18 protein-coding genes are annotated in these 23,373 nt (G+C 53.6%); 5 read left to right on the top strand and 13 right to left on the bottom strand.

What is annotated here, in order from left to right:
• Positions 1 to 256: 256 nt before the first annotated feature.
• The 4 genes from J2I47_RS00600 to uppS form a co-directional block, all read right to left on the bottom strand.
• Positions 257 to 901, bottom strand: a complete 645-nt coding sequence (locus J2I47_RS00600; RefSeq protein ID WP_207362605.1) for an OmpH/Skp family outer membrane protein — start codon at positions 899 to 901, stop codon at positions 257 to 259.
• 19 nt (positions 902 to 920) lie between these two features.
• Positions 921 to 1,502, bottom strand: a complete 582-nt coding sequence (locus tag J2I47_RS00595; protein ID WP_207362604.1) for an OmpH/Skp family outer membrane protein — start codon at positions 1,500 to 1,502, stop codon at positions 921 to 923.
• Between the two features lie 179 nt (positions 1,503 to 1,681).
• Complete coding sequence (gene bamA / locus J2I47_RS00590) at positions 1,682 to 4,243, bottom strand: outer membrane protein assembly factor BamA (protein ID WP_207362603.1); 2,562 nt, start codon at positions 4,241 to 4,243, stop codon at positions 1,682 to 1,684.
• Between the two features lie 117 nt (positions 4,244 to 4,360).
• Positions 4,361 to 5,098, bottom strand: a complete 738-nt coding sequence (uppS, locus tag J2I47_RS00585) for an undecaprenyl pyrophosphate synthase (RefSeq protein ID WP_207362602.1) — start codon at positions 5,096 to 5,098, stop codon at positions 4,361 to 4,363.
• A 284-nt stretch (positions 5,099 to 5,382) separates the two neighbouring features.
• Here uppS and J2I47_RS00580 point away from each other — a divergent pair, with 284 nt between their 5' ends.
• On the top strand, positions 5,383 to 6,345 hold the full coding sequence (locus J2I47_RS00580; protein WP_207362601.1) for a fasciclin domain-containing protein: 963 nt from the start codon (positions 5,383 to 5,385) through the stop codon (positions 6,343 to 6,345).
• A gap of 64 nt (positions 6,346 to 6,409) precedes the next feature.
• Here J2I47_RS00580 and malQ read toward each other — a convergent pair whose 3' ends face one another.
• Positions 6,410 to 7,918, bottom strand: a complete 1,509-nt coding sequence (gene malQ, locus J2I47_RS00575; RefSeq protein WP_207362600.1) for a 4-alpha-glucanotransferase — start codon at positions 7,916 to 7,918, stop codon at positions 6,410 to 6,412.
• Between the two features lie 201 nt (positions 7,919 to 8,119).
• Here malQ and J2I47_RS00570 point away from each other — a divergent pair, with 201 nt between their 5' ends.
• The gene (locus J2I47_RS00570) at positions 8,120 to 9,508 is read left to right on the top strand and encodes a TlpA family protein disulfide reductase (protein WP_207362599.1); all 1,389 of its coding nucleotides are present in this window, start codon (positions 8,120 to 8,122) and stop codon (positions 9,506 to 9,508) included.
• Between the two features lie 12 nt (positions 9,509 to 9,520).
• On the opposite strand, the gene J2I47_RS00565 is transcribed toward J2I47_RS00570, so the two are convergent.
• Positions 9,521 to 10,696, bottom strand: coding sequence for an alpha/beta hydrolase family protein (locus J2I47_RS00565; RefSeq protein WP_207362598.1), 1,176 nt, complete (start codon positions 10,694 to 10,696; stop codon positions 9,521 to 9,523).
• Between the two features lie 131 nt (positions 10,697 to 10,827).
• Between J2I47_RS00565 and J2I47_RS00560 the strand changes: the two genes are divergently transcribed.
• Complete coding sequence (locus J2I47_RS00560; RefSeq protein WP_229374189.1) at positions 10,828 to 13,536, top strand: PQQ-dependent sugar dehydrogenase; 2,709 nt, start codon at positions 10,828 to 10,830, stop codon at positions 13,534 to 13,536.
• Between the two features lie 75 nt (positions 13,537 to 13,611).
• Here the strand turns inward: J2I47_RS00560 and J2I47_RS00555 are convergent, their stop codons facing one another.
• Entirely contained in the window at positions 13,612 to 14,670 is a 1,059-nt protein-coding gene (locus tag J2I47_RS00555) for an App1 family protein phosphatidate phosphatase (protein ID WP_207362597.1), read from the bottom strand.
• 45 nt (positions 14,671 to 14,715) lie between these two features.
• Here J2I47_RS00555 and J2I47_RS00550 point away from each other — a divergent pair, with 45 nt between their 5' ends.
• Both J2I47_RS00550 and J2I47_RS00545 read left to right on the top strand, forming a co-directional pair.
• Positions 14,716 to 15,591: a diacylglycerol/lipid kinase family protein gene (locus tag J2I47_RS00550; RefSeq protein ID WP_207362596.1), complete on the top strand. Its 876-nt coding sequence runs from the start codon at positions 14,716 to 14,718 to the stop codon at positions 15,589 to 15,591.
• A gap of 27 nt (positions 15,592 to 15,618) precedes the next feature.
• Positions 15,619 to 16,383, top strand: coding sequence for a phosphatase PAP2 family protein (locus J2I47_RS00545; RefSeq protein WP_207362595.1), 765 nt, complete (start codon positions 15,619 to 15,621; stop codon positions 16,381 to 16,383).
• Positions 16,384 to 16,390: 7 nt separating this feature from the next.
• Here the strand turns inward: J2I47_RS00545 and lpdA are convergent, their stop codons facing one another.
• The 6 genes from lpdA to J2I47_RS00515 all read right to left on the bottom strand — a co-directional run bounded on the left by lpdA (position 16,391) and on the right by J2I47_RS00515 (position 23,191).
• Positions 16,391 to 17,794 (bottom strand): dihydrolipoyl dehydrogenase, encoded by a 1,404-nt coding sequence (lpdA, locus tag J2I47_RS00540; protein WP_207362594.1) that lies wholly within the window; start codon positions 17,792 to 17,794, stop codon positions 16,391 to 16,393.
• Positions 17,795 to 17,851: 57 nt separating this feature from the next.
• A complete protein-coding gene (locus J2I47_RS00535; protein ID WP_207362593.1) occupies positions 17,852 to 18,049 on the bottom strand; it encodes a hypothetical protein in 198 nt (65 codons plus the stop codon).
• Positions 18,050 to 18,083: 34 nt separating this feature from the next.
• Positions 18,084 to 18,281 carry a DUF4177 domain-containing protein gene (locus J2I47_RS00530; protein ID WP_207362592.1) on the bottom strand — a complete coding sequence of 66 codons (198 nt, stop codon included), beginning with the start codon at positions 18,279 to 18,281 and terminating at the stop codon, positions 18,084 to 18,086.
• The gene (locus J2I47_RS00525) at positions 18,278 to 18,502 is read right to left on the bottom strand and encodes a DUF4177 domain-containing protein (RefSeq protein ID WP_207362591.1); all 225 of its coding nucleotides are present in this window, start codon (positions 18,500 to 18,502) and stop codon (positions 18,278 to 18,280) included. The genes J2I47_RS00530 and J2I47_RS00525 overlap by 4 nt, the downstream gene beginning before the upstream one ends.
• Before the next feature lie 98 nt (positions 18,503 to 18,600).
• A complete protein-coding gene (gene odhB / locus J2I47_RS00520; RefSeq protein WP_207362590.1) occupies positions 18,601 to 20,292 on the bottom strand; it encodes a 2-oxoglutarate dehydrogenase complex dihydrolipoyllysine-residue succinyltransferase in 1,692 nt (563 codons plus the stop codon).
• 124 nt (positions 20,293 to 20,416) lie between these two features.
• A complete protein-coding gene (locus tag J2I47_RS00515; RefSeq protein WP_207362589.1) occupies positions 20,417 to 23,191 on the bottom strand; it encodes a 2-oxoglutarate dehydrogenase E1 component in 2,775 nt (924 codons plus the stop codon).
• Positions 23,192 to 23,373 lie beyond the last annotated feature (182 nt).

The raw sequence follows: 23,373 nt of genomic DNA, 5'->3' as shown, positions 1-23,373 counted from the left end.
CTCGTTGTCGCTTGGCTCCAGCCGGGGGCGCCCAGCCGAGTGACCTCTATTTGAGGGCCTCCGGCCCGTACTAGGAATTTGACATCGTTTGGCCGAGTTGTTCCAGAGTTTAAGTACGGGCCGGAGGCCCTCAAATAGAGGTCACTCGGCTGGAGCCAAGCGACAACGAGGGTGCCTAGCGGAGTGTCGCTCCGCTAGACACACAAAAAAAGCCTGAGCAGACGCTCAGGCTTTTCAAAACGAGATACCGATTCAATTACTTCTTCGGCGCTGGAGTAGTGCCGGGGGCCGGAACCGGCTTAGGCGTCACACCCATTTTCTTCAACACGATGTCTGAGATGTTACCATCTTCAGGAGCGTACAGCAAGATGACGGCAGTACCCGCACCCGCGTCGAGGTTGAACACGTGCGAGTAGCCATTTTCACGTGCTACCGCGTCGATGTTCTTTTGGATCTTCTGCAACACAGGGCTTACCAACTGCTGGTATTTCTGCTGCAACGTAGACTCCGACGTGCGCTGAAACTCCTGGAAACGGGTTTGCAGGTTCTGCAATTCCTTCTCGCGGTCAGCCTTGATCACGTCCGACATTTGGGCGGCACCCGCCTCGTAGGCTTTATATTTATCTTCAAACTCCTTCTTCATCCGGTTCGACTCATTTTCGAGTTGCGTACGCTGAATGGTCAGTTGGTTTTGAATATCTTTTGCCTCAGGTACATTGCCTAGCAGGTAATCCATGCTGGTGTACCCGATCTTGATCGGCGTAGCGGCTGTAGCCCGTGGGGCCGTGGTGGCCGATGTCGTAGCAGGCGCTACCGGCGTAGACGCCTGGGCTTGTGCCCGTGCGCTGAGACCCCCCATTAACAGGGCTGCGCCAAGCGCCATGACCAGATTCTTTTTCATTCGACTGTGTATTGGATTGTTATTTAGGTTTTGCACTGTTTGTTGGCTGTGTGGTGGCAGACTGCTTTCCCTTTTGGCTGTCGGGATCAAGACCCATTTCTTCCATCACGTAATCGGTATAGTCGTGGCGGGGGTCAGTGTATAGCATCAACATCCCTTCACTGGCTTTATCGAAAATAAAATTGAGTTTCCGTTGTGCAGCCACCTTTTCAAGTGCCTTTTGCAGTAACTCCATCGGCGCTTTCATGAGTTCCTTTTTCTTTTGCAAAAGCAGGCCCTCATAGCCAAACACCTTGTTGTTGTATTCCCGGACTTCGCGCTCTTTGTCGCTAATAACGCGCTGCCGTTCCCGTTTCATTTCGTCGGTCAGCAGAATCTCTTCTGCCTGATACGCCCGCTGCATTTTATCAATCTCGGCCTGCTTGTCGAGTATGTCTTTCGACCACCGGTCAGCAAACTGATCAATACCCGCCTGGGCCTTCTGATATTCGGGTAACTTACTGAATATGAAGTCTGTATCAACGTACCCAAACTTCTGTGCCCATGCTGGTTGCGTAGCAGTAAGTACGCACAAAGTTACGAATAACAAACCCCTTTTCATACTATGCCGGTGGCTGTCTGATGGTTAGATGTGTTTAGGAGAAGAACGTTTAATCCTGGTTAAAAAATGTACAATGGATAATGTACAATGAACAATGGGGTCCGACGGGTCGGCTTCGCGCTGGAGGTATTCCGAATCCGGAACCATTGTTTATTGTACATTCTCCATTGTACATTCTCCTACCTAAACTGCTGCCCGATGGTGAAGTGGAACTGGCCCGTACCGGCTTTTTGGATACCCGGAATGGCGTCGAAACCCCAGCCGTAGTCGATACCGATCAGACCGAAGGCGGGCATAAAGATACGTGCCCCCGCCCCCGCCGACCGCCGCAGGTCGAACGGGTTGTATTGCTTGTAGCTGGCCCAGTTGTTACCCGCTTCCACAAAGCCCAGCACGAAGATCGTGGCCGACGGGTTAAGCGATACCGGATAGCGCAGTTCAGCCACGTACTTGCTGTAGACCACCCCACCCTGCCGGGTTTCGTTGCCCGACGCCGTCCGGTTGTTATCCAGCGTGAGTACCTGCCGGTCAGGGTAGCCGCGCAGACCAATGATGTCCTGTGCCAGGGCAAACTGACCTTGTCCGGCCAAACCTGAACCACCCAGCACAAACCGCTCAAAAGGACCAATGGGCGTACGGCTGTTATAGCTACCCAGGAAACCCATGTGGGCGCGGGCGTTCAAGACAAACTTGCCCACCGCCGTCTGGAACCAGCTGGCGTCGAACATCCATTTGTGGTACTCCACCCACCGGTAGGGATTGGCGGCATCAGGCTGGTAATCCTTCGACCGGAAGATCGAGTAGGGTGGCGTAAAGTTGCCACTCAGCGTAAACGACGACCCGTTCCGTGGGAACTGCGGGTTATCGATGCTGTTACGCGAAAGCGTGGTGTTGAACGTGAAGTTGTTCGACACGCCGTTGCGGTAGCCGTTGTAAAAAATATCGATGTTGTTCAGGTCATACTGCTGGTACGAGATCGAGTTGCTCAGCGAGAAGAAATCATCCGGCTTTTTCAACTGGCGCCCTAATCCCACCGTAATGGCGGTGTTGGTATACGAACCAATGGGTGGTCCCACGGTAGAGTAATAGCTCAGGAACTGTTTGTAGATCGTATGGCTCAGGCTAACCGACAGCGCGTTGGGTTTACGCCCCCCCAGCCAAGGTTCGGTAAACGTAGCCGAGTAGGTCTGGAACTGCCGTCCGTTGGCCTGAAAACGCAGTTGCAGGCGTTGGCCGTCGCCGGCGGGCAGGGGTCGCCACGCGCTCAGGTTGGTGATGTTACGGGCCGAGAAGTTGTTGAACGTCAGGCCCAGCGTACCCACAAAACCGATATAGCCACCCCAACCACCCGACAGTTCGATCTGGTCATTTGGCTTTTCTTCTACCGTGTATTCAATGTCTACGGTGCCATCGGGTTGAGGAACAGGCACAATACCAATCTTCTCAGGATCAAAATAGCCCAGTTGCGAGAGTTCACGCTGGGTACGGATGATGGCCGTCTTCGAAAATTTCTGACCTGGCAACGTCCTGATCTGGCGCATTACCACGTGGTCAGACGTTTTGGTGTTGCCGTTCAGAATGATGCGGTTGATGGTGGCCTGTTTGCCTTCCGTAATTCGGATGTCGAGGTCGATGCTGTCGCCCACCACAGCCCGTTCCACAGGTTCAGCGCGGTAATAGAGATAACCATCATCCATATATTGTGAGCTAAGATCCTGACCGGGGTTGCCGTTCATCTTCTTCTCCAGCTCTTCGGGGTTATACACGTCGCCCTTATTGATATTCAGCACTGAGCGCAGTTGGGCGCTGGTGTAGATGAAGTTACCCTCGAAGTTGATGTTGCGGTAGTAGTATTTCTTGCCCTCCGACAGGTTCAGCTTCAGACCAATGGTTTTGCCGCCGTTGTTGATTACGCAGTCTTTCTCGATCACAGCATCGCGGTAGCCTAACTTGTTGTAGTAGTCAACAAGCTTGCCTTTGTCTTCCTCAAATTTCTTCGGGATAAACTTTGACGGTGAAAACAACCGCCCAAACCGCTGTTGCTTTGTGTTTTTCATCTTGCTCCGCAACGCACTTTCGGCCACCTCTTCCCGTCCGGCAAACTCGATGTTGTCGATCTTGACCTTTTCACCTTTCGTGATGAAAATACGCATGGTGGCATTATTCCGGGTGCTGTCGGGAATGGTGGTCACCTTCACTTTAGCATTCAGATAGCCTTTTTCGATATAATACCGACGCACGGCTAGCTGGGCATTTTTGATGTCGGTGTTGGTGATGATTTTACCACGCGTCAGTTTCACCTTTTCTTTCAGGCTTTCCGATTCGCCCTTGCGCACACCGCTGTAGGCGATCTGAAACAGCCGGGGGCGTTCCAGTACATTAAACTGGAGCCATATCTTATCGCCCTCTACTTTGGGGGCCATCATGCGTACGTCGAAGAGCAGGCCCGAATCCATCAGCTTTCGGATGGCGCTGCCCTGTGCTTCGCCCGGTAGCCGAATTTTGTCGCCCTTGCGCAGGCCCGTCAGTGACAGCAGCGAATTGGGGTCCAGAAAACGGGTACCTTTCAGGGTAAGGCCGCTGATGGTGTATTCTTTAGGGTTGGCGTAATCAATGACATCATTGGTCACGGGGGCCGCCTCCACCGGAGTTTGCGGTATACCAACGCCAACGCGTACCTGCGCCTGCACGTGGGTAGCGAAGGCGGTCAGTAACAGGCTGGCAATGAGAAGTTTTTTCACGAAAAAAAAGTTTAATGTCTAAAGTCCAATGTCTAAAGTTTGGCGTCAGGGTCGAGGTTGTTTGGCACAACATTGAACTTTAGACATTAGACCCGCAGCGGCAGACCGCTTGAACTATTATTTCACCACTTGCTCGGATGTTTTACCAAATCGGCGTTCACGCTTCTGATAGGTCAAAATAGCCTCCCAGAGGTGTGGTTTGCGGAAATCGGGCCAAAGCACATCGGGCATATAGAATTCGGAATACGCCAGCTGCCAGAGCATAAAGTTGCTGATCCGCATTTCGCCGCTGGTCCGAATCATGAGTTCGGGGTCGGGAATGTTGCCAGTAGCCAGGTACTTGCTGAATAGACCCTCATCAATGGCTTCTGGTTGGAATTGCCCCCGCTGAACATCGGCGGCCAGTTGTCGTACCGCTTCAATGATCTCCCAGCGGCCGCTATAACTCAGAGCCAGAATAAGCGTCAGGCCAGTATTACCTTCGGTGGCACGGATAGCTTCCTGTAGTTCGTTCTGACACGCTTTCGGCAACGCTTCGGTATGGCCAATGGTAGCCAGCCGCACGTTATTGTCCATCAGGGTTTTAATTTCGCCCCGGATAGTGTGTACCAGGAGCGTCATCAGAGCATCAACTTCAAATTTCGGGCGATTCCAGTTTTCAGTCGAAAAGGCGTAGAGAGTCAAGTATTTGACACCCAGTTCGGCGCAGCCTTCGGTTACTTCGCGCACGGCTTTAATGGCTGAGCGATGCCCGAATACCCGGGCGGCTCCCTGCTGTTTGGCCCATCGTCCGTTTCCGTCCATGATAACGGCGATGTGTTGCGGGAGATTGCTCAGGTCAATGTGGTCTTTCATTCAACCAATTGGTTTTTAACAACTTTTAAGTGAAGACGACAGTCGTTGAGATATGCCGTCTACGGGACTGCGAAGTTACACAGTACCCTAGCCGTTTCAAAATACCCACTGGGTAGGAAAGAGGCTTTGGAGATGCCACCAACAGCAAAAGAAGCCAGCCCATAAGGCTATTTTTGCTAATACATTTGGGGATGGCATATCATTTGTTCTGACCTTAACCGTTACGGGTGTATACACACGAGGCAGGGTAGCCCAACGTCCCGCCGCCTTTAATCAACCTTCATATGAATCGATTGACGTACCTCTTCTTCACATTGACTTTTGTGTGGCTTGGCGGCTGCAAGAAAAACGAAACAACTGCCGACGCGCAGCCTAAAACCATCAGCGATGTACTAGCCGAAACGCCTACCTTCTCACTATTCCGGGCGGCCCTGATTCAGGCGGGAATGAGCGACGCTCTTAAAGCACCCAATCTGACACTCTTTGCCCCTACTGATGCCGCTTTCCGCGCTCGGGGATTCAATTCTGTTGATGCGTTCAAAAGTTTTGCTGCCGCCGATCTCACCAACTTGCTCCGCTACCACTTAGTCACGGGCGTGGTAACCACCAAAACACCCGAGCTGGCCAACGCCAATAACCTGGCCATCGAAACCAGCAATACCGGGCTGGCGTATCTCACCAACAGCACGAACGGCCTGTATATCAACGGTGTAAAAGTGAGCCAGGCCGACCAAACCGTGGCCAACGGCGTGATCCATACAATTGACAAAGTGCTGGTGCCGCAGGGTACCGACGCGCTCACAGCCCTGAAAAATCGACCCGACATGACGTTGCTGGTAGCAGCCATAGAACGGGCATCGTCTGTCCGGCCCGATCTACGCACCATTCTGAACGGGACCACTACTAATCCTAACTTAAAACAGATTACTGTTTTTGCCCCCAACGATGCGGCTTTTAACGCAGCCGGCTACAAAACTACCGCCGATATCAACAACGCGTCGGCGCAGACACTGGTTAACATTCTGACCTACCACGTCCTGCAGGGCTTTACGTTTTCCAATCAGTTGCAGGTTGGGCAACTGACCACCCTCAACACCAGTTCGGCCAACAAGCTGACCGTGGCACTACCCACCACCGGGCCAACGATCAAGGGCAACAAAAACACGGTTCCCGCCCAGTTTAAAGATACTGACCTCGTCAGCGGCAACGCCGTGATCCATGTCATCGACCAGGTCTTGCAACCGTAAAAAGGGAGTGATAAATGATGAATCGGTCCGCCGATGCGGATGATTCATCATTTATCACTCCCTTCTATGCTCTTCCCGTCATCTTCGTCAACGCCAACAGCTGCTCACCGGCTTCGGGGGTAATTTGACCGGGTTTCAAGCGCCACTGCCAGCTATAGCCACCCAGGCCGGGGGTGTTCATGCGGTGTTCTTCGTTGAGGTTCAGCACATCCTGAATGGGCATAATAGCCAGCCGCGCCGTCGATTGCATGGTCATGCGCGAGAGAAGCGACACCACATTTTCCTCCGTTACGGGTACACCGAAATAGGCATTCAGGCGTTCGCGGAGATCGTCGGCACCCTGTCGGAACCAGCCTAAAGTAGTGTTGTTATCGTGGGTGCCGGTGTATACCACGTTGTTAAGCGTGTGGTTATGCACGATGTGCGACGATGTAGGCAGGTCGTCGCCAAAGCCGAACTGGGCCACGCGCATACCCGGAATAGCATAGTGCCGCAGGAACGGCTGTATTTCTGCCGACCGTGCCCCCAGGTCTTCGGCGATGAGTGGCAACTGCACAAACTGCCGGTACATAGCCTGAATAAACGACTCGATGGGGGCCTTCACCCAGGTACCCACTTTGGCTGTTGGCTCCGTAGCCGGAATTTCCCAATACATCTCGAAGCCCAGGAAATGGTCGAGCCGTGTAAGGCTGTAGAGCGACATCTGGTGCCGCATCCGCCGGATCCACCAGGCGAAACCCGTGCGCTCGTGCTCTTCCCAGTCATAGATCGGGTTACCCCAGCGCTGCCCATCCGACGAGAAATAATCAGGTGGTGCACCGGCCACAAATAAAGGTAGACCGCCTTCGTCGAGCTTAAACAGGCTTTTATTGCCCCAAACGTCGGCGCTGTTTTGTTGCACATAGATCGGAATATCACCGATGATATGCACCTTCCGGGCATAGCAGTAGTTGATCAGGTCGTTCCACTGCTGGTAGAACAGGTACTGCAACACCTTGACAATCACGATTTCATGAGCCAGCCGCTCAGTCTGCACCGACAGCTCGGCTTCGTCGCGGCGCACAAGGGCGTCGGGCCAGTTATTCCAGGTTGGAATGTTCAGATCCTGTTGCAGAGCCACAAACAAAGCATAATCGTCGAGCCATTCAGACTGCTGGTAGCAGAACGTGTCGAAGCCCAGGCCCGTGGTCGTCAGCCCCTGCTCAATAAACGTTTCGGCAGCACGACGCAGCAACGGTTGCTTTTTCGACCAGGCCGTAGCCATCGAGGCTTCCGTATTTTGCCATTCAGCGGCCAGTTCGGCCACTTCACCAACGGGAAGCAGGCCCTGCTCTACCAACCGGTCGAAGCTGATCATGAGCGTGTTACCGGCAAACGCCGACGGACTGCTATAGGGTGAAAAACCCGCGCCGGGGTCAAGGGGTGTAAGGGGCAGAATTTGCCAGTAGGTTTGTCCGGTGCTGGCCAGAAAATCAGCAAATCGGTAGGCTTCGGGACCCAGATCACCCACACCGTGGGGTGAGGGCAGCGACGTAATATGGAGCAGGATACCGCTCTGACGAAGTTGCAACATGAAGTGAAGACGTTGAGTAACAGAATTTTACCAGTCGGTATACCGCGTCTTGAGTGACCCGTCGTTTCTGATAAAACCTACCTCCTTCAACTTCACACCAAAGCGAATAGTTTTCCCCGCCGCCGAATCTGCAAATTGTCTTTACCAGAGCCAATTACGTCTTTGTTTAAGTCCACAAATTCCTAGACCACTCCCCGAACAATGCCTCATTTCCGTTACATACTCCTGCTGTGCCTTGCGCTGCCTCTTCAACGCATTACTGCCCAAACCGCCCCCGATTCGGTCACGATTTTCGTGGAAAAGCCAACCGTTAAAATAACGGTTGACAAAAATAAGCTCAACGATCAGCCTCTGTACCTGAGCCGTATTTCCCAACCTGAGGTGGTCCCCTTAACGGCGGGTGTCAATAAAATGGCCCTACCTGTCCAAGTAATGGATGAATACCAGAAGGTGAACTATCTATTTGATAAGCCTGAACAGCTTCGACTGGTTTTCGACCCAAAAATAAGGCTATGGAAAGTCCATTCGGGCAGCGAACAACGCGATCATATTCTGAACGTCGATGTAGCTTACCGTCGACAGCTTGCCCCGTCAACCAATTCGCCTGATATGCTGGGTTATTATTTCTTCGGTGAAAAAACCCCGGAAAAACGCGAAAGGCTGATTAAGGCCGCAGAACAAAAGCAACAGGCTTTTTTAAACCAATATGCTGTTCAGTATCAGCTACCAACCGCCGACGTACAACGATGGGTCAATTACTACAAATTCAATTTCTTAAATCGGCTATTGTACGCTCCCCTAGGGCCAGCCCCGCACCCTTACCGGGCTAAACTCGCCGCCTTATCAGTCAACTACCAAAACGATTCGCTTACCTACCTGTCAGACTATATATCGGGGGCAGGCATGTGTGTCTTTCAACAATTAGCCAATAATAGCGGCATAAGAAAAGTAACGCTCACTCAACGCTATCAGCTTAGTAACCAGACATATAGAGGAAATACCCGCGATCATGTACAGTTCCAAAACGTCGTTGCCGGGTTTATGGACTGGTTTAATCCGTCACCCACCAAAGCCGAAACGGACTCTGTTGTAGCGCATTTTATGACCGACTGCCAAACGCCTTCGCTCAAAGAATACATTCAAAACATGATTGCATTCAGCCAGATGCCTGTGTCGGATGGTACGCTGCTGACTACGGCTAAACAACCTGTCTCGTTCCGCGAAGCTACCACTGCCGCCGCCGTTACCTACGTCGATTTTTGGGCAAGTTGGTGCGGTCCCTGCCGCGAAGAAATGCCCGCCTCGAAAGCCCTGCAAGCCGCCTTCGCCCACAAAGGCGTCCGGTTCATTTACGTGTCGATGGACAAAGTACCAGCCGCCTGGGAAGCTGCCATGAAGGGCATCGGCCTGTCAGCGTCAGACAGTTATCTGCTGCCTAAAGACTTCACATCCTCTGTTGCTAAAGATCTCAAGATCAAGTCGATACCTCGTTACTTGGTTATCAGCAAATCGGGCAAGATGCTATCGTCGGATGCTCCGCGCCCCGGCACCACTGCCATTCGCACCCTGCTCGATGCAGCGCTTAAGTGAGTTTATAGTTTTTCACTTTAGCGCTGCCATCACCGCGTCATCGCCCACCACAGCGTTGGCGGGGCGAGGGTGTTCAGGGGTAAAAACGGCCAGATCCGTGGGGCTGAGCAGGGTGTTTGGCGACTCGTCGATCTGGCCATTTTTCAGGATACGGTTTAGGTCGAGGCCCAGATGTTTGGCCAGAAACCGGTAGGCGGCAGCGCGTTTGCTGGGGCCATAATCATGCTTTTCGGCAGCCAGATGCACGTTTTCGACCGCGTTAGCAGCGCCATAGTAGCCATATATAGTCTGGATGTGCGGAAACTCAACCGTAGGTGTGTGCTTGGTCCAGTCGCCGCCGTCCGAGACGAGTAACAGTGGTCGGGGGGCAGCCAAAGCAGCAATCTCAACGTTGTTGGTCTCGTGGGTGGGCCGTTTATGAATAGGCATTCCACTCTCGCAGGCACAGCCGCCGAAGAAATACGACGACACCATCACCACCGGCACCGAAACTTTCACGCGGCTGTCTAGCGCCGTGAGCAGAAACGTCTGCGTCCCCCCACCCGATTCGCCTGACATGCCAATGCGGGCCGTGTCTACGTCGGGTAGACTAGCCAGAAAATCGAGTGCCCGAATGCCGTTAAGTGTTTGCAACTTGAGGGCTTTGGGTAGCTTATGAACGCACTGTTTTGAATCGCCGTAGTCGAGCATGTCGTAGACGAATACGACGGCACCCATACGGGCCATTGTGGCGCACCGCTGCTGGGTCTGCTCTACAAAACGGGCGTCCTGCTCTTTAGTGTGGCCATGTGGACAAAGTACCGCTGCCGTTCTACCCGCTTGCTTAACAGGCTTATACAGATTTCCCGTTACAAAAATACCCGGTAAGCTCTCGAAGGCCACATTCTCAACCGTGTACCCGTTCATCGTACGCAGGCTATGCCGGATCGGTTGAAGCGGAGCAAAAATGGGTCGGTCAGGAAGCTCCATTCCCTCACGCAACCCCTTCCGAATCAAGGCTGCCCGCGTTTCCCAGGTGGCCCGGTCAGTATAGAGCTTGGTCAGTTGACGCAGCTTTCTTGCTCCCCTCTTTTCAGCATAATATTTCCCCTGCCGCAAGTTGGGGCGAGACGAGTTGGGTTGCGCAACAACCTTTATGCTGGTAACCACCTGAAAAGTGAGAAGTAACAGGAGCAGTGTAAGGCGCATAAGACCGGGGGTTAAAATGACATCGAAAGCAACTGGGGCTAGTGCGCCTACTTGTGTTTAATGAAGTGGGACGCCGTCTGGCAACGCTCCGTTATACAGGGGGTAAAAAGCGAGCTATCAACCCTTTCTGAATGCATAATCACTCTGACATGACAACCTGGCTATACCCAATCGGCTTCTTATTCCTGACCCTGCTTGGTCTGCAAACGCCTGCCACTGACAGAACGCATCCGTCACCGGCAACGGGTCGTTTCGTAGCTGATACAGCAAACCGACCCGACGAAAACCGGTTTACAAAAACGGTGTTGTTCAATGACCTCAACGAGCCTATGGAGCTGGCCGTCGCTCCCGACGGGCGGGTATTTTTTGTGGAACGGGCGGGTAAATTTTACATGTATGACCCGGCGAAAAAGAAAACCTTACTGCTGCATGACTTTCCGGTAAAAGCGGTTGAAAAATACCTCAACGGGCTGCTGGGCATGACCATAGACCCCGATTTTGCGCGCCACCCCTACCTCTATTTCTTTTACACCACCCAGGATGCCGGGCTGACCAAACAACGCATTGCCCGTTTTACGATGGCAAAAGACAACACCCTCGATCTGACCAGTGAGAAGGTGGTGATCGATTTCCCCATCGACCTGGAAGTGAGTGCCCACACGGGAGGCTCAATGGCCTGGGACGCCCATCGGAACCTGTTTATTTCTACCGGCGACAACACCGTGCCTTTTGAGTCACAGGGCTTTGCCCCCATCGACGCGCAGCCCGGAAGGCTGGTATACGACGCCCAACGCTCGGCAGGGAACCCGAATGATCTGCGGGGTAAGATTCTGCGAATCAACGTCGATCTGGACGGAAATTACACGGTGCCGCCGGGTAACCTCTTCCCCAAAGGCACACCCATGACCCGCCCGGAAATCTACGTGATGGGGTGCCGCAACCCCTACCGCATCTCGGTCGATACGGCCACATCCATCGTGTATTGGGGTGAGATCGGGCCAGATTCGGGGGTAGACGGACCGCAGGGACCACGCGGTTACGACGAATTCAACCAGGCCAAAAAGGCGGGTAATTATGGCTGGCCTTATTTTGTAGGCGACAGCAAGCCGTATCACCAGTATGATTTCGCCACCAAAACCGTCGCCGCCCTGTTCGACCCCGCCGCGCCGGTCAACGAGTCGCCCAACAACACGGGAGCACACACGTTGCCACCAGTGAACAAGCCAATGGTCTGGTACCCCTACGGTAAGTCCGACGAGTTTCCGCAGTTGGGCGTGGGTGGTCGCTGCGCCATGGGTGGGCCAACGTACCACTTCAACCCCGCGCTGAAATCGGCCACAAAACTGCCTGCCTACTACGACAAGGCCCTTTTTGTCTATGATTGGATGCGTAACTGGGTGATGGCTATCCGGCTCGACGATCAGCAGAACTACCAGTCGATGGAAGCGTTTATGCCCAAAACCGGCGATTTCCGGCGGCCTGTCGACATGGAAATCGGACCAGAGGGGTCTATATACATGCTTGAGTATGGATCGGTCTATGGCATCGACAACGACGACGCCCGGCTGGTTCGGGTCGATTTCAATCCCGGTAACCGCGCGCCCATCGCCAAAATCATGGCCAACGACACCATTGGCCTGGCCCCATTGACGGTAGCGTTTGGCAACGGCAGCTATGATTACGACAAGGCTGATCAGCTGCGCTATTCGTGGCAGTTTGAGAATGAAAAGACGGGCACGGTAGCGGCTACGCCCACGCACACCTTCCGCAAAAACGGTATATACAAAGTACGCCTTTCCGCTACGGACCCCGCTGGCCGACAGGATGTCGATACCCTGACGATCCGGGTGGGCAATACCCTGCCGCAGGTTGCCATTGCCACCACCGATAACAAAACGTTTTTCTTCCCCGACCAGAAAACGCTGGCCTATAATGTGGCCGTAGCTGATAAGGAAGATAAAACAATCGACAAAAAACGGGTGAATGTGGCGCTGAACTACATTCCTAAGGTAGCCGATAATAACCCGCAGATAGGTCATCAGCAGTTTTCGGCGTCGTACAACCTGGGTAAATCGCTTATTGCGGGCAGCGACTGCAAAGCCTGCCATCAGGTAGCGGCTAAGTCTGTGGGACCAGCCTTCACGGAGATATCGAAAAAGTACCGCGACGACAAAACCGCCACGGCCAAACTAGCCAACAAGATCATTACGGGGGGCAACGGCGTTTGGGGCGAACACGCCATGAGCGCCCACCCCCAGCTCTCACGCGACGAAACTACCGAGATGGTCAAATACATTATGTCGCTCGGCAATGAACCTACGGCGGCCAAATTACCACAGTCGGGTAACGTGGATTTAACCGCGCACCAGGGCACCGACCAAAACGGGCGCTACATTCTCACGGCCTCTTACACCGACGGCGGCGGGGCTATTAAACCGCTCACCACCACCGAAACGTTTATGCTACGCCCCACCCGCATAGCAGCAATTGAGGCCACCGATCTGCACAATATGGAACGGCAGGGCCGGCGATTAGGCGGCGCGCATGATCAGTCATATTTCGCTCTGAAGGGTATTGACCTCACGGGCATCAGCGGCGTGACCTACCGATATGGTGCTAAGGATCAGGGCGCTACCATTGAGATACGGACCGGTTCGCCCACCGGCAAAGTAATCAGCACCGTTCCCTACACCACCACCGGCGACTGGCGCACGTTTGCCAACGTTCGCGCCGCCATTCAGCCCACCACCGGCAAGCAGGATCTTTATTTTGTCTTCCTAAAACCCGAAGACCCTAAGGCAAATCTGGTTTCGCTGGAGAGCATCACGTTTGAGAAATAAAGTTTAATGTTTAACGTCTAAGGTCTAAGGTTGCTTCGCGCTCGCAGGGGTTGAGCGGCGAAGCAACATTAAACCCTATATCAACTTAATCCGGGCTGAATACTGCATAGCTTCGGCACTGTGTTTAAAATAGCAACAGGGTATCCCGGCGGCTTCGATGGCAGCAACGGTGGCTATTACGTCTGGCTTTTTTACTGAACCAAGCTGCCGCAGATATACACATCGGATTTGGGCGGCATGGTGTTTAACCACAGTGGCGTAAATGTGCGGGTCAGCCTGCGTGTCGTCGCCGAGCAGGATAAACTGATGGTCCGGGCAGGCGGACAGAATACGGGCAATACGGTCGAGCTTGGTAAGGTGTTTGTCTTGTCCGGTTTGCCGTAACTGGCTAAACTGCTTTAACTGACTCAGCATCAACACACCCGCGGGTAGATTGTGCTTGTGCAAAAACGCGCTCAGATAATCATACAGGTTCCACTCGCTGCTCGACACGTAAAAGAACGGGTTAGGTTCGTTGGGGGTGGTGCCGGTCAGGCTCAGCGCCTGATAATGCACCACAACGCCCTCAAACGGTTTTCGTGCGTGAGCGTTCTGAAAAAGGAGCACACGTAGTCGTTTCAGCTTCGTGCCCGAATGCGATACCAGAAACGTATCGTCTATATCCGAGATGAATCCGTATTGGGTCTGGTGCGGTACATACACATCGCTCACGCCAACAGGCGTAGATTGTTTGTCAGCAGAGCCACTAACCAGTTCGACCTGAATTGGATGCCAGCCCGACGGAAGCGGGGTGTCGGGGGACCAGTCGAAGCGAAAAAAACCGTCGATATCCGTTTTCGCGCAGATGGTTGTGCCCTGTAGCCGCACCTCGACATGCGCCATGGGTCGTACCAGAAACAGCCGGATCATATCAATCATATTGGTCCAGAACCGTTGCTGGTAGTGTTGCTGTGGCAGCGGGCTACGCCTTAACACATGCCCCTGCACGGTTATCTGCGTTGCCGTTCCAAAGCCCCGATATAGTTTCACCGTAGGTTGGTCGGTCATGCGCAATGCCGCCAGAAAATAGGTTCGCCAGCCGCCTGACAGGCTGGTAAGTTGTTTAGGGAAATGGAATGACGTTGAGGTTGGCATTGGCAGTCGACACGTGGTATCCGTTGATCTTAAAAAGAAGCCAGATTGAACATTCTCTTCGTTATTAACCCTGTTTCTGGCGGAAAAGATAAAGCCGATTGGGAACACGCCATTCAAGCTTTCTGCCAGCAATTCGACCATACGGCCCATCTGTTGCTGCTCACCGGTCATGCCGACGATAGCCTGCTCCGTGATCAGGTGCGCGCTATCAGGCCCGACCGGGTGGTCGCCGTTGGGGGCGATGGCACCGTGAAACTCGTGGCCGAAGAAGTACTGGGCACCAGCACACCCATGGGTATTTTACCGGCTGGATCGGCCAATGGCCTGGCATTTGAACTCAACATTCCACCGGTTGTTGAAGAAGCGCTATCGGTGATAGTGAACGGGGACATCGAAGCGATCGATACCATTTGCATTGATGATTCAGACAACTGCCTGCACTTGAGCGACATTGGTATGAACGCTCAATTGGTCAACTATTACCAGCAAAACAACTGGCGCGGTAAACTAGGCTATGCCCGGGGGGTGTTTCGGGTACTCCTGCGCCACCGGCTATTGAAAGTCAGCCTTCAGATGGACGACAAGGTTATTCACCGGGCGGCTATTATGGTGGTGCTGGCCAACGCCCGTGGCTACGGCACGGGAGCGGTGATCAACCCTGATGGCAAACTGGACGATGGTGTTTTTGAAGTGGTCATCGTGCGGCGGCTATCGGTTTGGGCATTGCTGAAGATGTTCTGGCAATACAGCCCCTTCGACCCAAGCGTTGTTGACATTATTCCGACGAAATCTGTCCACATCACCACCCGCAGAAAGGCCTACTTCCAGGTCGACGGCGAATACCGGGGCCGGGTTACTGAGATTCGGGCCACAATCAGGCCTGGGCAGGTGAAGATGATGGTGCCCAAAAAACCGGCTTAACAGAACTAACTGACCGCCACCAACGCAATGACCACCAACGAGCTCAACACCCTGTTTCAGCGGCGGTTTAACCGTTTGGCAAACCGTTATCCAACCGCTGCTTACTGGCTGGCCCGGCGGCTATCGACCGATTCGTTCACCGGCCTGCCCCTGACCGGATTACTTGGTCTGTTGCTCGGAACGGGTATGTTGCTCTCGGAGGTGGCTGAAAACATTGCCAATGCTGAGCCAATGGTACAGATCGACGGTCAGTTTACGCACTGGCTGTTTCAGGGCCGGTCAAGTCGGTTAAGTCAGTTACTCTTTGGCATTACCTGGTTTGGGTCGCGCTTCGCTACCGTAGGCTTTACGCTGATTGGCTCAATTGTGCTGCTCTGGCAACGCCAACGCCGTAATGCCCTGATCCTGTGGTTACTATTAGGCGGCGTGTCGCTGTTTGTACAGGTGGGTAAACGAACCTTCATCCGCGCCCGGCCGCAACAGGTTGCCTACTACCCGGAAGTTGGCTATTCGTTTCCCAGCGGACATTCGGCGGTGTCCATGACCCTCTACGGCCTACTGGCTTATTGGGCCATTCGTCGGCTGCGCTCCGCTACTGCGCGGCTGCTCACTGGGTTGATTGCCGTTTGCCTAATCCTGGCCGTAGGTTTCAGCCGCATTTACCTGGGTGTCCATTTCCTGAGCGACGTGCTGGGTGGCTACTTACTGGGTATTGGCTGGCTTAGCGTGGGGATTATCCTCTCTGAATGGCAACGAAAAGCCCGGCCACAGAATAGTGACCAGGCGATATAGCGACTCTTTACATATTGATTGCCCGGTTATCGGTAGCCACCAGACACGCCTCTTTGAAGGCTTCCGTGTAGGTGGGGTGCGCGTGCGAAATGCGCGACACGTCTTCGGCAGAGGCGCGGAACTCCATCGCCATCACGGCTTCGGCAATCATGTCGGCGGCGCGGGGACCGATGATATGGACGCCCAGTAATTCGTCGGTTTCTTTGTCGGCCAGCACCTTCACCAGCCCATCAATATCCATCGACGCGCGGGCACGACCCAGTGCTTTGAACGGAAACGAACCCACTTTATAGGCCATGCCTTTGTTTTTCAGTTCCTCTTCGGTATAGCCCACAGCGGCCACTTCCGGCCAGGTATAGACCACGTTTGGAATAAGCAGGTAGTTAACGTGCGGCTTCTGTCCGGCAATGGTCTCGGCAATAAATACGCCTTCTTCTTCAGCTTTGTGGGCCAGCATCGCCCCCCGAATCACGTCACCGAGGGCGTAGATATGAGGGACTTTGGTTTGGAGGTGGTCGTCAACCTCAATTTTGCCACGCCCATCCACAGCCAGCCCCGCCGCTTCCAGATTCAGGCCGTCGGTATACGGTTTACGCCCCACCGACACCAGGCAATAGTCTCCAGTCATGGTGATGGTTTCCCCCTTCGGCGTTTCGACCGACACGACTACTTCGCTGCCCGTATTCTCAACTTTCGTGACTTTGTGGTTGAAATAGAAATCTGCGCCGAGTTTTTTGATCGACTTCTGAAGTTCCTTGCCCATCGTCTTGTCCATGGTCGGAATCATCGAATCGGCAAACTCGACAAACGACACCTTAGCGCCAAGGCGGGCATACACCGATCCCAGTTCTGCCCCAATTACGCCCGCGCCAATGATGATCATGTGCTTGGGAATTTCGGTCAGTTTCAGGGCTTCGGTGCTGGTAATCACCCGTTTTTTGTCCAGCGGCATCGACGGGAACGACATGGGTTTCGACCCCGTGGCGATGATGATGTTTTTGCCCGAAATGGTTTCTTCACCACCTTCCGTTTTGGCAATCTTCACCGTATGCGCGTCCACAAACGAGCCGACGCCATAATAGGTGTCGATCTTGTTTTTCTTCATCAGAAACGCCACGCCCTTGGTGGTTTGGTCGACCACGTCCTGCTTGCGGGTAATCATCTGCGGCAGATCAACGGCGAGGTGGTCAAGCTTGATACCGTGTTCGGCAAAGGTATGGCTGGCGTTGAAAAAGTGCTCTGACGAGTCCAGCAGGGCTTTTGAGGGAATACAACCCACGTTGAGGCAGGTGCCACCGAGGGTGTTGTATTTTTCGATAATGGCCGTTTTCAGACCCAGTTGCGCGCACCGAATCGCGCCAGTATAACCGCCCGGTCCCGAACCGATAACGATAACGTCGTATTGTTGCATTGTATTGATTTTAATAAATGCGATTCATTGGTTGATACATCGAAGGCTGATTGGCAATTACCACGTCCAACCTTTCGCATCAAAATTGTTAGGCAGGTTCTCTAATAGGTCTTTGTTAGGTGTGTAGCCCTGCTCTTCAACTTTACGAAAAAGCTCTTCCCAGCCTATTCTTGAATGCTTTACAGGACTCAGATCCGGCACATCAGAGTTGATGCCTTTATAAACATCACTTGTGTCTTTCTGCGAGAAATCCATATTGGATCAACAAAACTGATTGAGCAATAAGTCCTTATTCTTTAGGTCGTTTGAACACTACGACGATGCCGGCGGAGGCGTTGCCACCGTCGAAAAGGCTAATGCTTTTGGCCTCGATGGTTTGCATAGCCACCAGCTCCCAACCCAGGTTGCCAAACTTATTCAGCTTGTCCTGAAACTCATCGAGCTGGTCGGGACGGAAGCTGATTGAGATGTATTCCCACTGTGTCATTGGTCATAGAATCGTTTGAATAGAAACATCAACTCAACGCCCACTACACTCGTGCCCAGTTGCACACAGTTGACCAGTTCCCAATCCTGTTCGCCTTGTTCATTCAAAATATCCTCAACTACCTCAGCGGGAATCATCGGACTCTCGGATGCGTCCGAATCGAAAAAGGATGATGACTGCGCCATCACCTTCGTTTTCAACGTTTTATATTCCCAGGGCATAGAGAAAGGGTTTAATGTTTAAAGTCTAAAGTTAGCCGCCTTATAAGTGGCTGGCGTCAGCCAACTTTGAACCTTAGACTTTAAACATTGAACTCATTTTACACGTCCAGCAAGATCCTTGTTGGATCTTCCAGGAGTTGCTTAATGCGCACCAGGAAGCTCACCGACTCTTTGCCGTCAATGACGCGGTGGTCATAGCTGAGGGCTACGTACATGATTGGCCGCACCTCGATCTGACCGTTGATGACCACGGCACGCTCCACAATGTTGTGCATGCCCAGAATGGCCGACTGTGGGGCATTGATGATTGGCGTCGAGAGCATCGACCCGAAAATACCACCGTTGGTGATCGTGAACGTGCCACCCTGCATCTGCTCAATGGTCAGTTTGTTATCACGCGCCAAGCCAGCCAGCCGCACCACCTCTTTCTCAATCTGCGGGAAGCTCATCTGCTCGGCGTTCCGAATGACAGGCACCACCAAACCCCGCTCCGACGACACGGCGATTGAGATATCGCAGTAATCATTGAATATCATCTGATCCCCATCAATCATGGCGTTTACGGCGGGAAACTCACGCAAGGCGATACAAACGGCTTTGGTGAAGAACGACATGAAGCCGAGGCTCACCGCATACTTCTCCTTAAACTTGTCTTTATACTTACCACGCAGATCCATAATCGGCTTCATATCGACCTCGTTGAAGGTCGTGAGCATGGCCGTCTCGTTCTTCACCGCCACCAGGCGGCGGGCAATGGTCTTGCGCAACGAGGTCATTTTCTCGCGCCGCTGGCCACGACTGCCGGGGGCTGGAGCGGGCGCTGATGGTGCCGGAGCCGCTGGCTTGGCCGCTGCCGGAGCAGGTTGCGCAGTTGGCTGGGGGGCCGGAGCCGGGGTTGGGGCTGCAGCCGGTGCCGGACTGGCCGACATGGCATCGCCCTTTGTAATGCGTCCATCTACGCCCGTACCCTGCACCTGTGAGGCTTCAACGCCCTTTTCGGCCAGAATTTTGGCGGCAGCAGGCGACGGATAATTAGCAGCATAGGTGTCTTTACCGTTCCCATTTTGGGCCGCAGGCTGTGTTGCACCGTTCTGCGCCTGTTGCGGAGCGGGTTGCGTCGGCGTATCTGTCGCTCCACTGGCCTGTCCTACTTCGATGCGGGCAATGGTCGCGCCGATAGCTAAGGTCGCACCAGCTTCAGCCACGATACGGAGCGTACCGGCAGCTTCGGCGGGTAGTTCAAACGTGGCCTTGTCCGACTCCAGTTCGCAGAGTGTTTCGTCCATCGCCACAGTGTCGCCATCTTTTTTGTTCCAAACGGCAATGGTCACTTCCGTAATGGACTCACCAACCGATGGGATTTTCACCTCAATCGTACTAGCCGGGGCTGACGATATGGGTGCCGCTGCTGGCTCAGCCACGGCCTGTATCGCCGGGGCGGGTTCATCGGCAGGTTTGGCCGGTGATGCCGTTGCAGCAGGTGCTGGCGTAGCAGGTGGTGCTGATTCCGGTGCTGCCTGAGCCGCAGGAGCCGGAGCCGAGCCGTTCGACGAACCGCCATCGTCTATGGTACAGATGGTGGCACCAATGGGCAGCACGTCGCCGGCCTGCGCCATAATGTGTAATGTACCCGCCGTATCGGCAGGCAATTCAAACGAGGCCTTGTCAGAATCGAGGGTACACAACACCTCATCGACCTTCACGACATCACCTTCTTTTTTCAACCATTCGCCCACCGTGACTTCGGTAATGGACTCACCCACTGCGGGGACTTTTATTTCAATAGCCATCTTTTTCAGTTTAAAAAAGTTTTCAGTTTTCAGTTTTCAGTTTTGCTGACGCTGGAGTATACTGGCCGGTCCGCCGGTGCGGTCAGCAAAACTGAAAACTGAAAACTGAAAACTGAAAACTCCTTTACGAAAACGCTTTTGCTACCAGTTCTGCCTGTTCCTGCGTGTGGACTTTAGCGAAGCCAGTGGCGGGTGATGAAGCTGAGTCGCGACCCACATAGCGCAGGTTGCGCTGGTGCATCCTTCGCAGCATAAAAGACCAATAGCCCATATTTTCAGGCTCTTCCTGCACCCAAACCAGTTCGGGCTTTTTGTATTGGTTGAGCACCGCGTCCAACTGGGTTTCGGGCAGGGGATACAATTGCTCCATCCGCACAATGGCTACATCAGTGCGACTATCAGCCTGCTGCTTTTCCAGCAAATCATAGTATACTTTGCCTGAGCACAGTAGCACGCGTTTCACCTTTTTGGGGTCAGCATAGCTGTCGCCAATCACTTCGCGAAACGAGCCGTTGACCAGTTCATCGAGCGGCGAAACGGCCAGCGGGTGGCGCAGCAATGATTTTGGCGACATAATCACCAGCGGCTTGCGGAATTCCCAGGCCAACTGCCGACGCATGGCGTGGAAGATGTTGGCGGGCGTGGTGATGTTGGCCACCACCATGTTGTTTTCGGCGCACAGCTGTAGATACCGCTCCGGACGGGCGTTTGAGTGCTCGGGTCCCTGCCCTTCATAACCGTGTGGCAGCAGCATCACCAGGCCGTTCTGAATACCCCACTTCGATTCGGCTGCGGCAATAAACTGGTCGATAATGACCTGCGCACCGTTGGCAAAATCACCAAATTGAGCCTCCCAGATCACCAGCGCGTGAGGCGCGGCCATCGAGTAGCCAAATTCAAAGCCCAGCACACCGTATTCCGACAGCAGCGAGTTATAGATCTGAATCGGCATCTGCCCGTCCTGAATGTGGTTCAGCGGGGTATACTGCTTATTGTTGGTTACGTCGTGCAATACGGCGTGACGGTGTGAGAACGTGCCTCGCTGCACATCCTGCCCACTGAGGCGAACCACCTTGTTTTCGAGCAAAACAGACCCGTAGGCCATCTGCTCCGCCACCGACCAGTTGACCATTTTCGTCTCGAAAATCATCTTCTGCCGGTCGCTCAGCAACTTGTCAATTTGCTTCAGTGGCTTAAAATCGGCGGGAACAGCTGTGAGTGCTTTGCCAATTTTTTCCAACGTTTCGGCAGGCACCCCGGTTTGTGGCGACTGCTTGAAATCAGCGGGTTCGGCGTAGCGCAGTTCGGCCCATTGCTGGTCAAGCCGCAGGGGTTTGTAGGGCAGACCAGGCTTCTGTTTTACCTGGTCGAGCCGGTCCTGCAACATTTTTTTAAACTCGGCGTCCATCTTACTGGCCAGAGCCGCATCCACATCGCCACGCTCAATCAGCAGCTTGCTGTAGATCTCGCGGGGGTTGTTGTGCTTCTCAATGACCGAGTACATGGTTGGCTGCGTAAATTTCGGCTCGTCACTCTCGTTGTGGCCGTACCGACGGTAGCAGACCATGTCGATGAAGACATCGCGCTTGAACATCTCGCGGAATTCCACGGCCAGTTTGGCGCAGAAAATCACCGCTTCCGGGTCGTCGCCGTTGACGTGAAAAATGGGCGCGTCGATGATCTTGGCTACGTCGGAACAATAGATCGACGAGCGGGCATCATCGAAATCCGTCGTGAAACCGATCTGGTTGTTGATCACAAAGTGTAGCGTACCACCGGTTTGATAACCGGGTAGTTTGGCCATTTGGGTCACCTCATACACAATACCCTGACCAGCCACCGCCGCGTCGCCGTGGATGAGGATAGGCATGATTTTGGCGAAATCACCAGCGTATTCTTCGTCGGCCTGGGCGCGCACGAAACCTTCCACCACGGGGTTCACCGCTTCGAGGTGCGAGGGGTTCGGGGCCAGCTTTACATTGATCTCTTTGCCGCTGGGGGTTTTGGTCAGGCTGGTATAGCCGAGGTGATATTTCACGTCGCCGTCGCCGTGCACCTGCGTGGGTACGCTCCCCTCGAACCCGTCGAAGATGGCCTCGTAGGATTTGCCCAGAATGTTGGTCAGCACGTTAAGCCGCCCGCGGTGGGCCATGCCGATCATCACCTCCTGCACTCCCAGATCAGCAGCGCGGGTAATGATAGCGTCGAGTGCCGCGATGGACGTTTCGCCCCCTTCGAGCGAGAAGCGTTTTTGACCTAAGTATTTGGTATGCAGAAAGTTCTCGAAAATAGACGCTTCGTTTAGCTTTTCCAGAATCCGCTTTTTCTCGTCAGATGTAGGCGTAAACGTGAGGGCTTCTTTCTCGATTTTGTTCCGCAGCCAGTTTTTCACATCGATCTCGCGGATGTACATGTACTCGAAGCCAATGCGGCCCGCGTAGATGGTCTCCAGCGATTCCATGATTTTGCGCAGCGTGGCCGAGCCAATGCCGAGCAGTTTACCTGCTTCAAAAACCGTGTCCAGGTCAGCTTCCGACAGCGCGTAGTCGGTCAGGCTAAGGCGGGGATTACGGTCTTTACGTTGCCCAATGGGGTTTGTTTTCGACAGCAGGTGCCCCCGCGACCGGTAGGCTTTGATCAGGCTGGCGACCGATACTTCTTTCTCACTTTGTTTGGCATCGACGGGGGTAGTAGCTGCGCCATTGGTGGCGGCACCAGTTGGCTTCCCGTTGGTTAGAGCACTTTTGTCGGCGGGGTCGCCGTAGGTTAACGAAAACTCAAACCCCTTAAAAAATTGCTGCCAACTGGTGTCGACCGAGGCGGGGTCCTGCTTATACGACTGGTACAACTGGTCGATATAGGCCGCATCGGAGTTGGCTACATAAGAGTACTGATCCATGATTGGTTGCAACGCGCTGTTTAACGGACAAAGGTAAAGCAAAGGGCATGAACGGGTAGGGAAAAATTCCTTATTTTATCCTATTTAGCCCATTACTTGTACGTTATATAAAAGACAACTCACTTTGCCCGAAATTGGTTGATTTGGGATATAGAGCCCTCAACTAGAGCGACTGGTACAAA

The sequence above is a fragment of the Fibrella rubiginis genome (genome assembly GCF_017353185.1).
In the GTDB taxonomy this organism is placed as follows: Bacteria; Bacteroidota; Bacteroidia; order Cytophagales; family Spirosomataceae; genus Fibrella; species Fibrella rubiginis.
The sequence above is the reverse complement of the archived record's forward strand: the minus strand, read 5'-3'. Positions and strand labels throughout refer to the sequence as shown.

Coding starts and splice junctions, on each gene's coding strand:
- J2I47_RS00580 (WP_207362601.1), top strand. CDS start 5,383: ATGAATCGATTGACGTACCTCTTCTTCACATTGACTTTTGTGTGGCTT.
- malQ (WP_207362600.1), bottom strand. CDS start 7,918: ATGTTGCAACTTCGTCAGAGCGGTATCCTGCTCCATATTACGTCGCTG.
- J2I47_RS00570 (WP_207362599.1), top strand. CDS start 8,120: ATGCCTCATTTCCGTTACATACTCCTGCTGTGCCTTGCGCTGCCTCTT.
- J2I47_RS00535 (WP_207362593.1), bottom strand. CDS start 18,049: ATGGATTTCTCGCAGAAAGACACAAGTGATGTTTATAAAGGCATCAAC.
- uppS (WP_207362602.1), bottom strand. CDS start 5,098: ATGAAAGACCACATTGACCTGAGCAATCTCCCGCAACACATCGCCGTT.
- J2I47_RS00555 (WP_207362597.1), bottom strand. CDS start 14,670: ATGCCAACCTCAACGTCATTCCATTTCCCTAAACAACTTACCAGCCTG.
- J2I47_RS00515 (WP_207362589.1), bottom strand. CDS start 23,191: ATGGATCAGTACTCTTATGTAGCCAACTCCGATGCGGCCTATATCGAC.
- J2I47_RS00565 (WP_207362598.1), bottom strand. CDS start 10,696: ATGCGCCTTACACTGCTCCTGTTACTTCTCACTTTTCAGGTGGTTACC.
- J2I47_RS00545 (WP_207362595.1), top strand. CDS start 15,619: ATGACCACCAACGAGCTCAACACCCTGTTTCAGCGGCGGTTTAACCGT.
- J2I47_RS00595 (WP_207362604.1), bottom strand. CDS start 1,502: ATGAAAAGGGGTTTGTTATTCGTAACTTTGTGCGTACTTACTGCTACG.
- J2I47_RS00525 (WP_207362591.1), bottom strand. CDS start 18,502: ATGCCCTGGGAATATAAAACGTTGAAAACGAAGGTGATGGCGCAGTCA.
- odhB (WP_207362590.1), bottom strand. CDS start 20,292: ATGGCTATTGAAATAAAAGTCCCCGCAGTGGGTGAGTCCATTACCGAA.
- J2I47_RS00600 (WP_207362605.1), bottom strand. CDS start 901: ATGAAAAAGAATCTGGTCATGGCGCTTGGCGCAGCCCTGTTAATGGGG.
- J2I47_RS00560 (WP_229374189.1), top strand. CDS start 10,828: ATGCATAATCACTCTGACATGACAACCTGGCTATACCCAATCGGCTTC.
- lpdA (WP_207362594.1), bottom strand. CDS start 17,794: ATGCAACAATACGACGTTATCGTTATCGGTTCGGGACCGGGCGGTTAT.
- J2I47_RS00530 (WP_207362592.1), bottom strand. CDS start 18,281: ATGACACAGTGGGAATACATCTCAATCAGCTTCCGTCCCGACCAGCTC.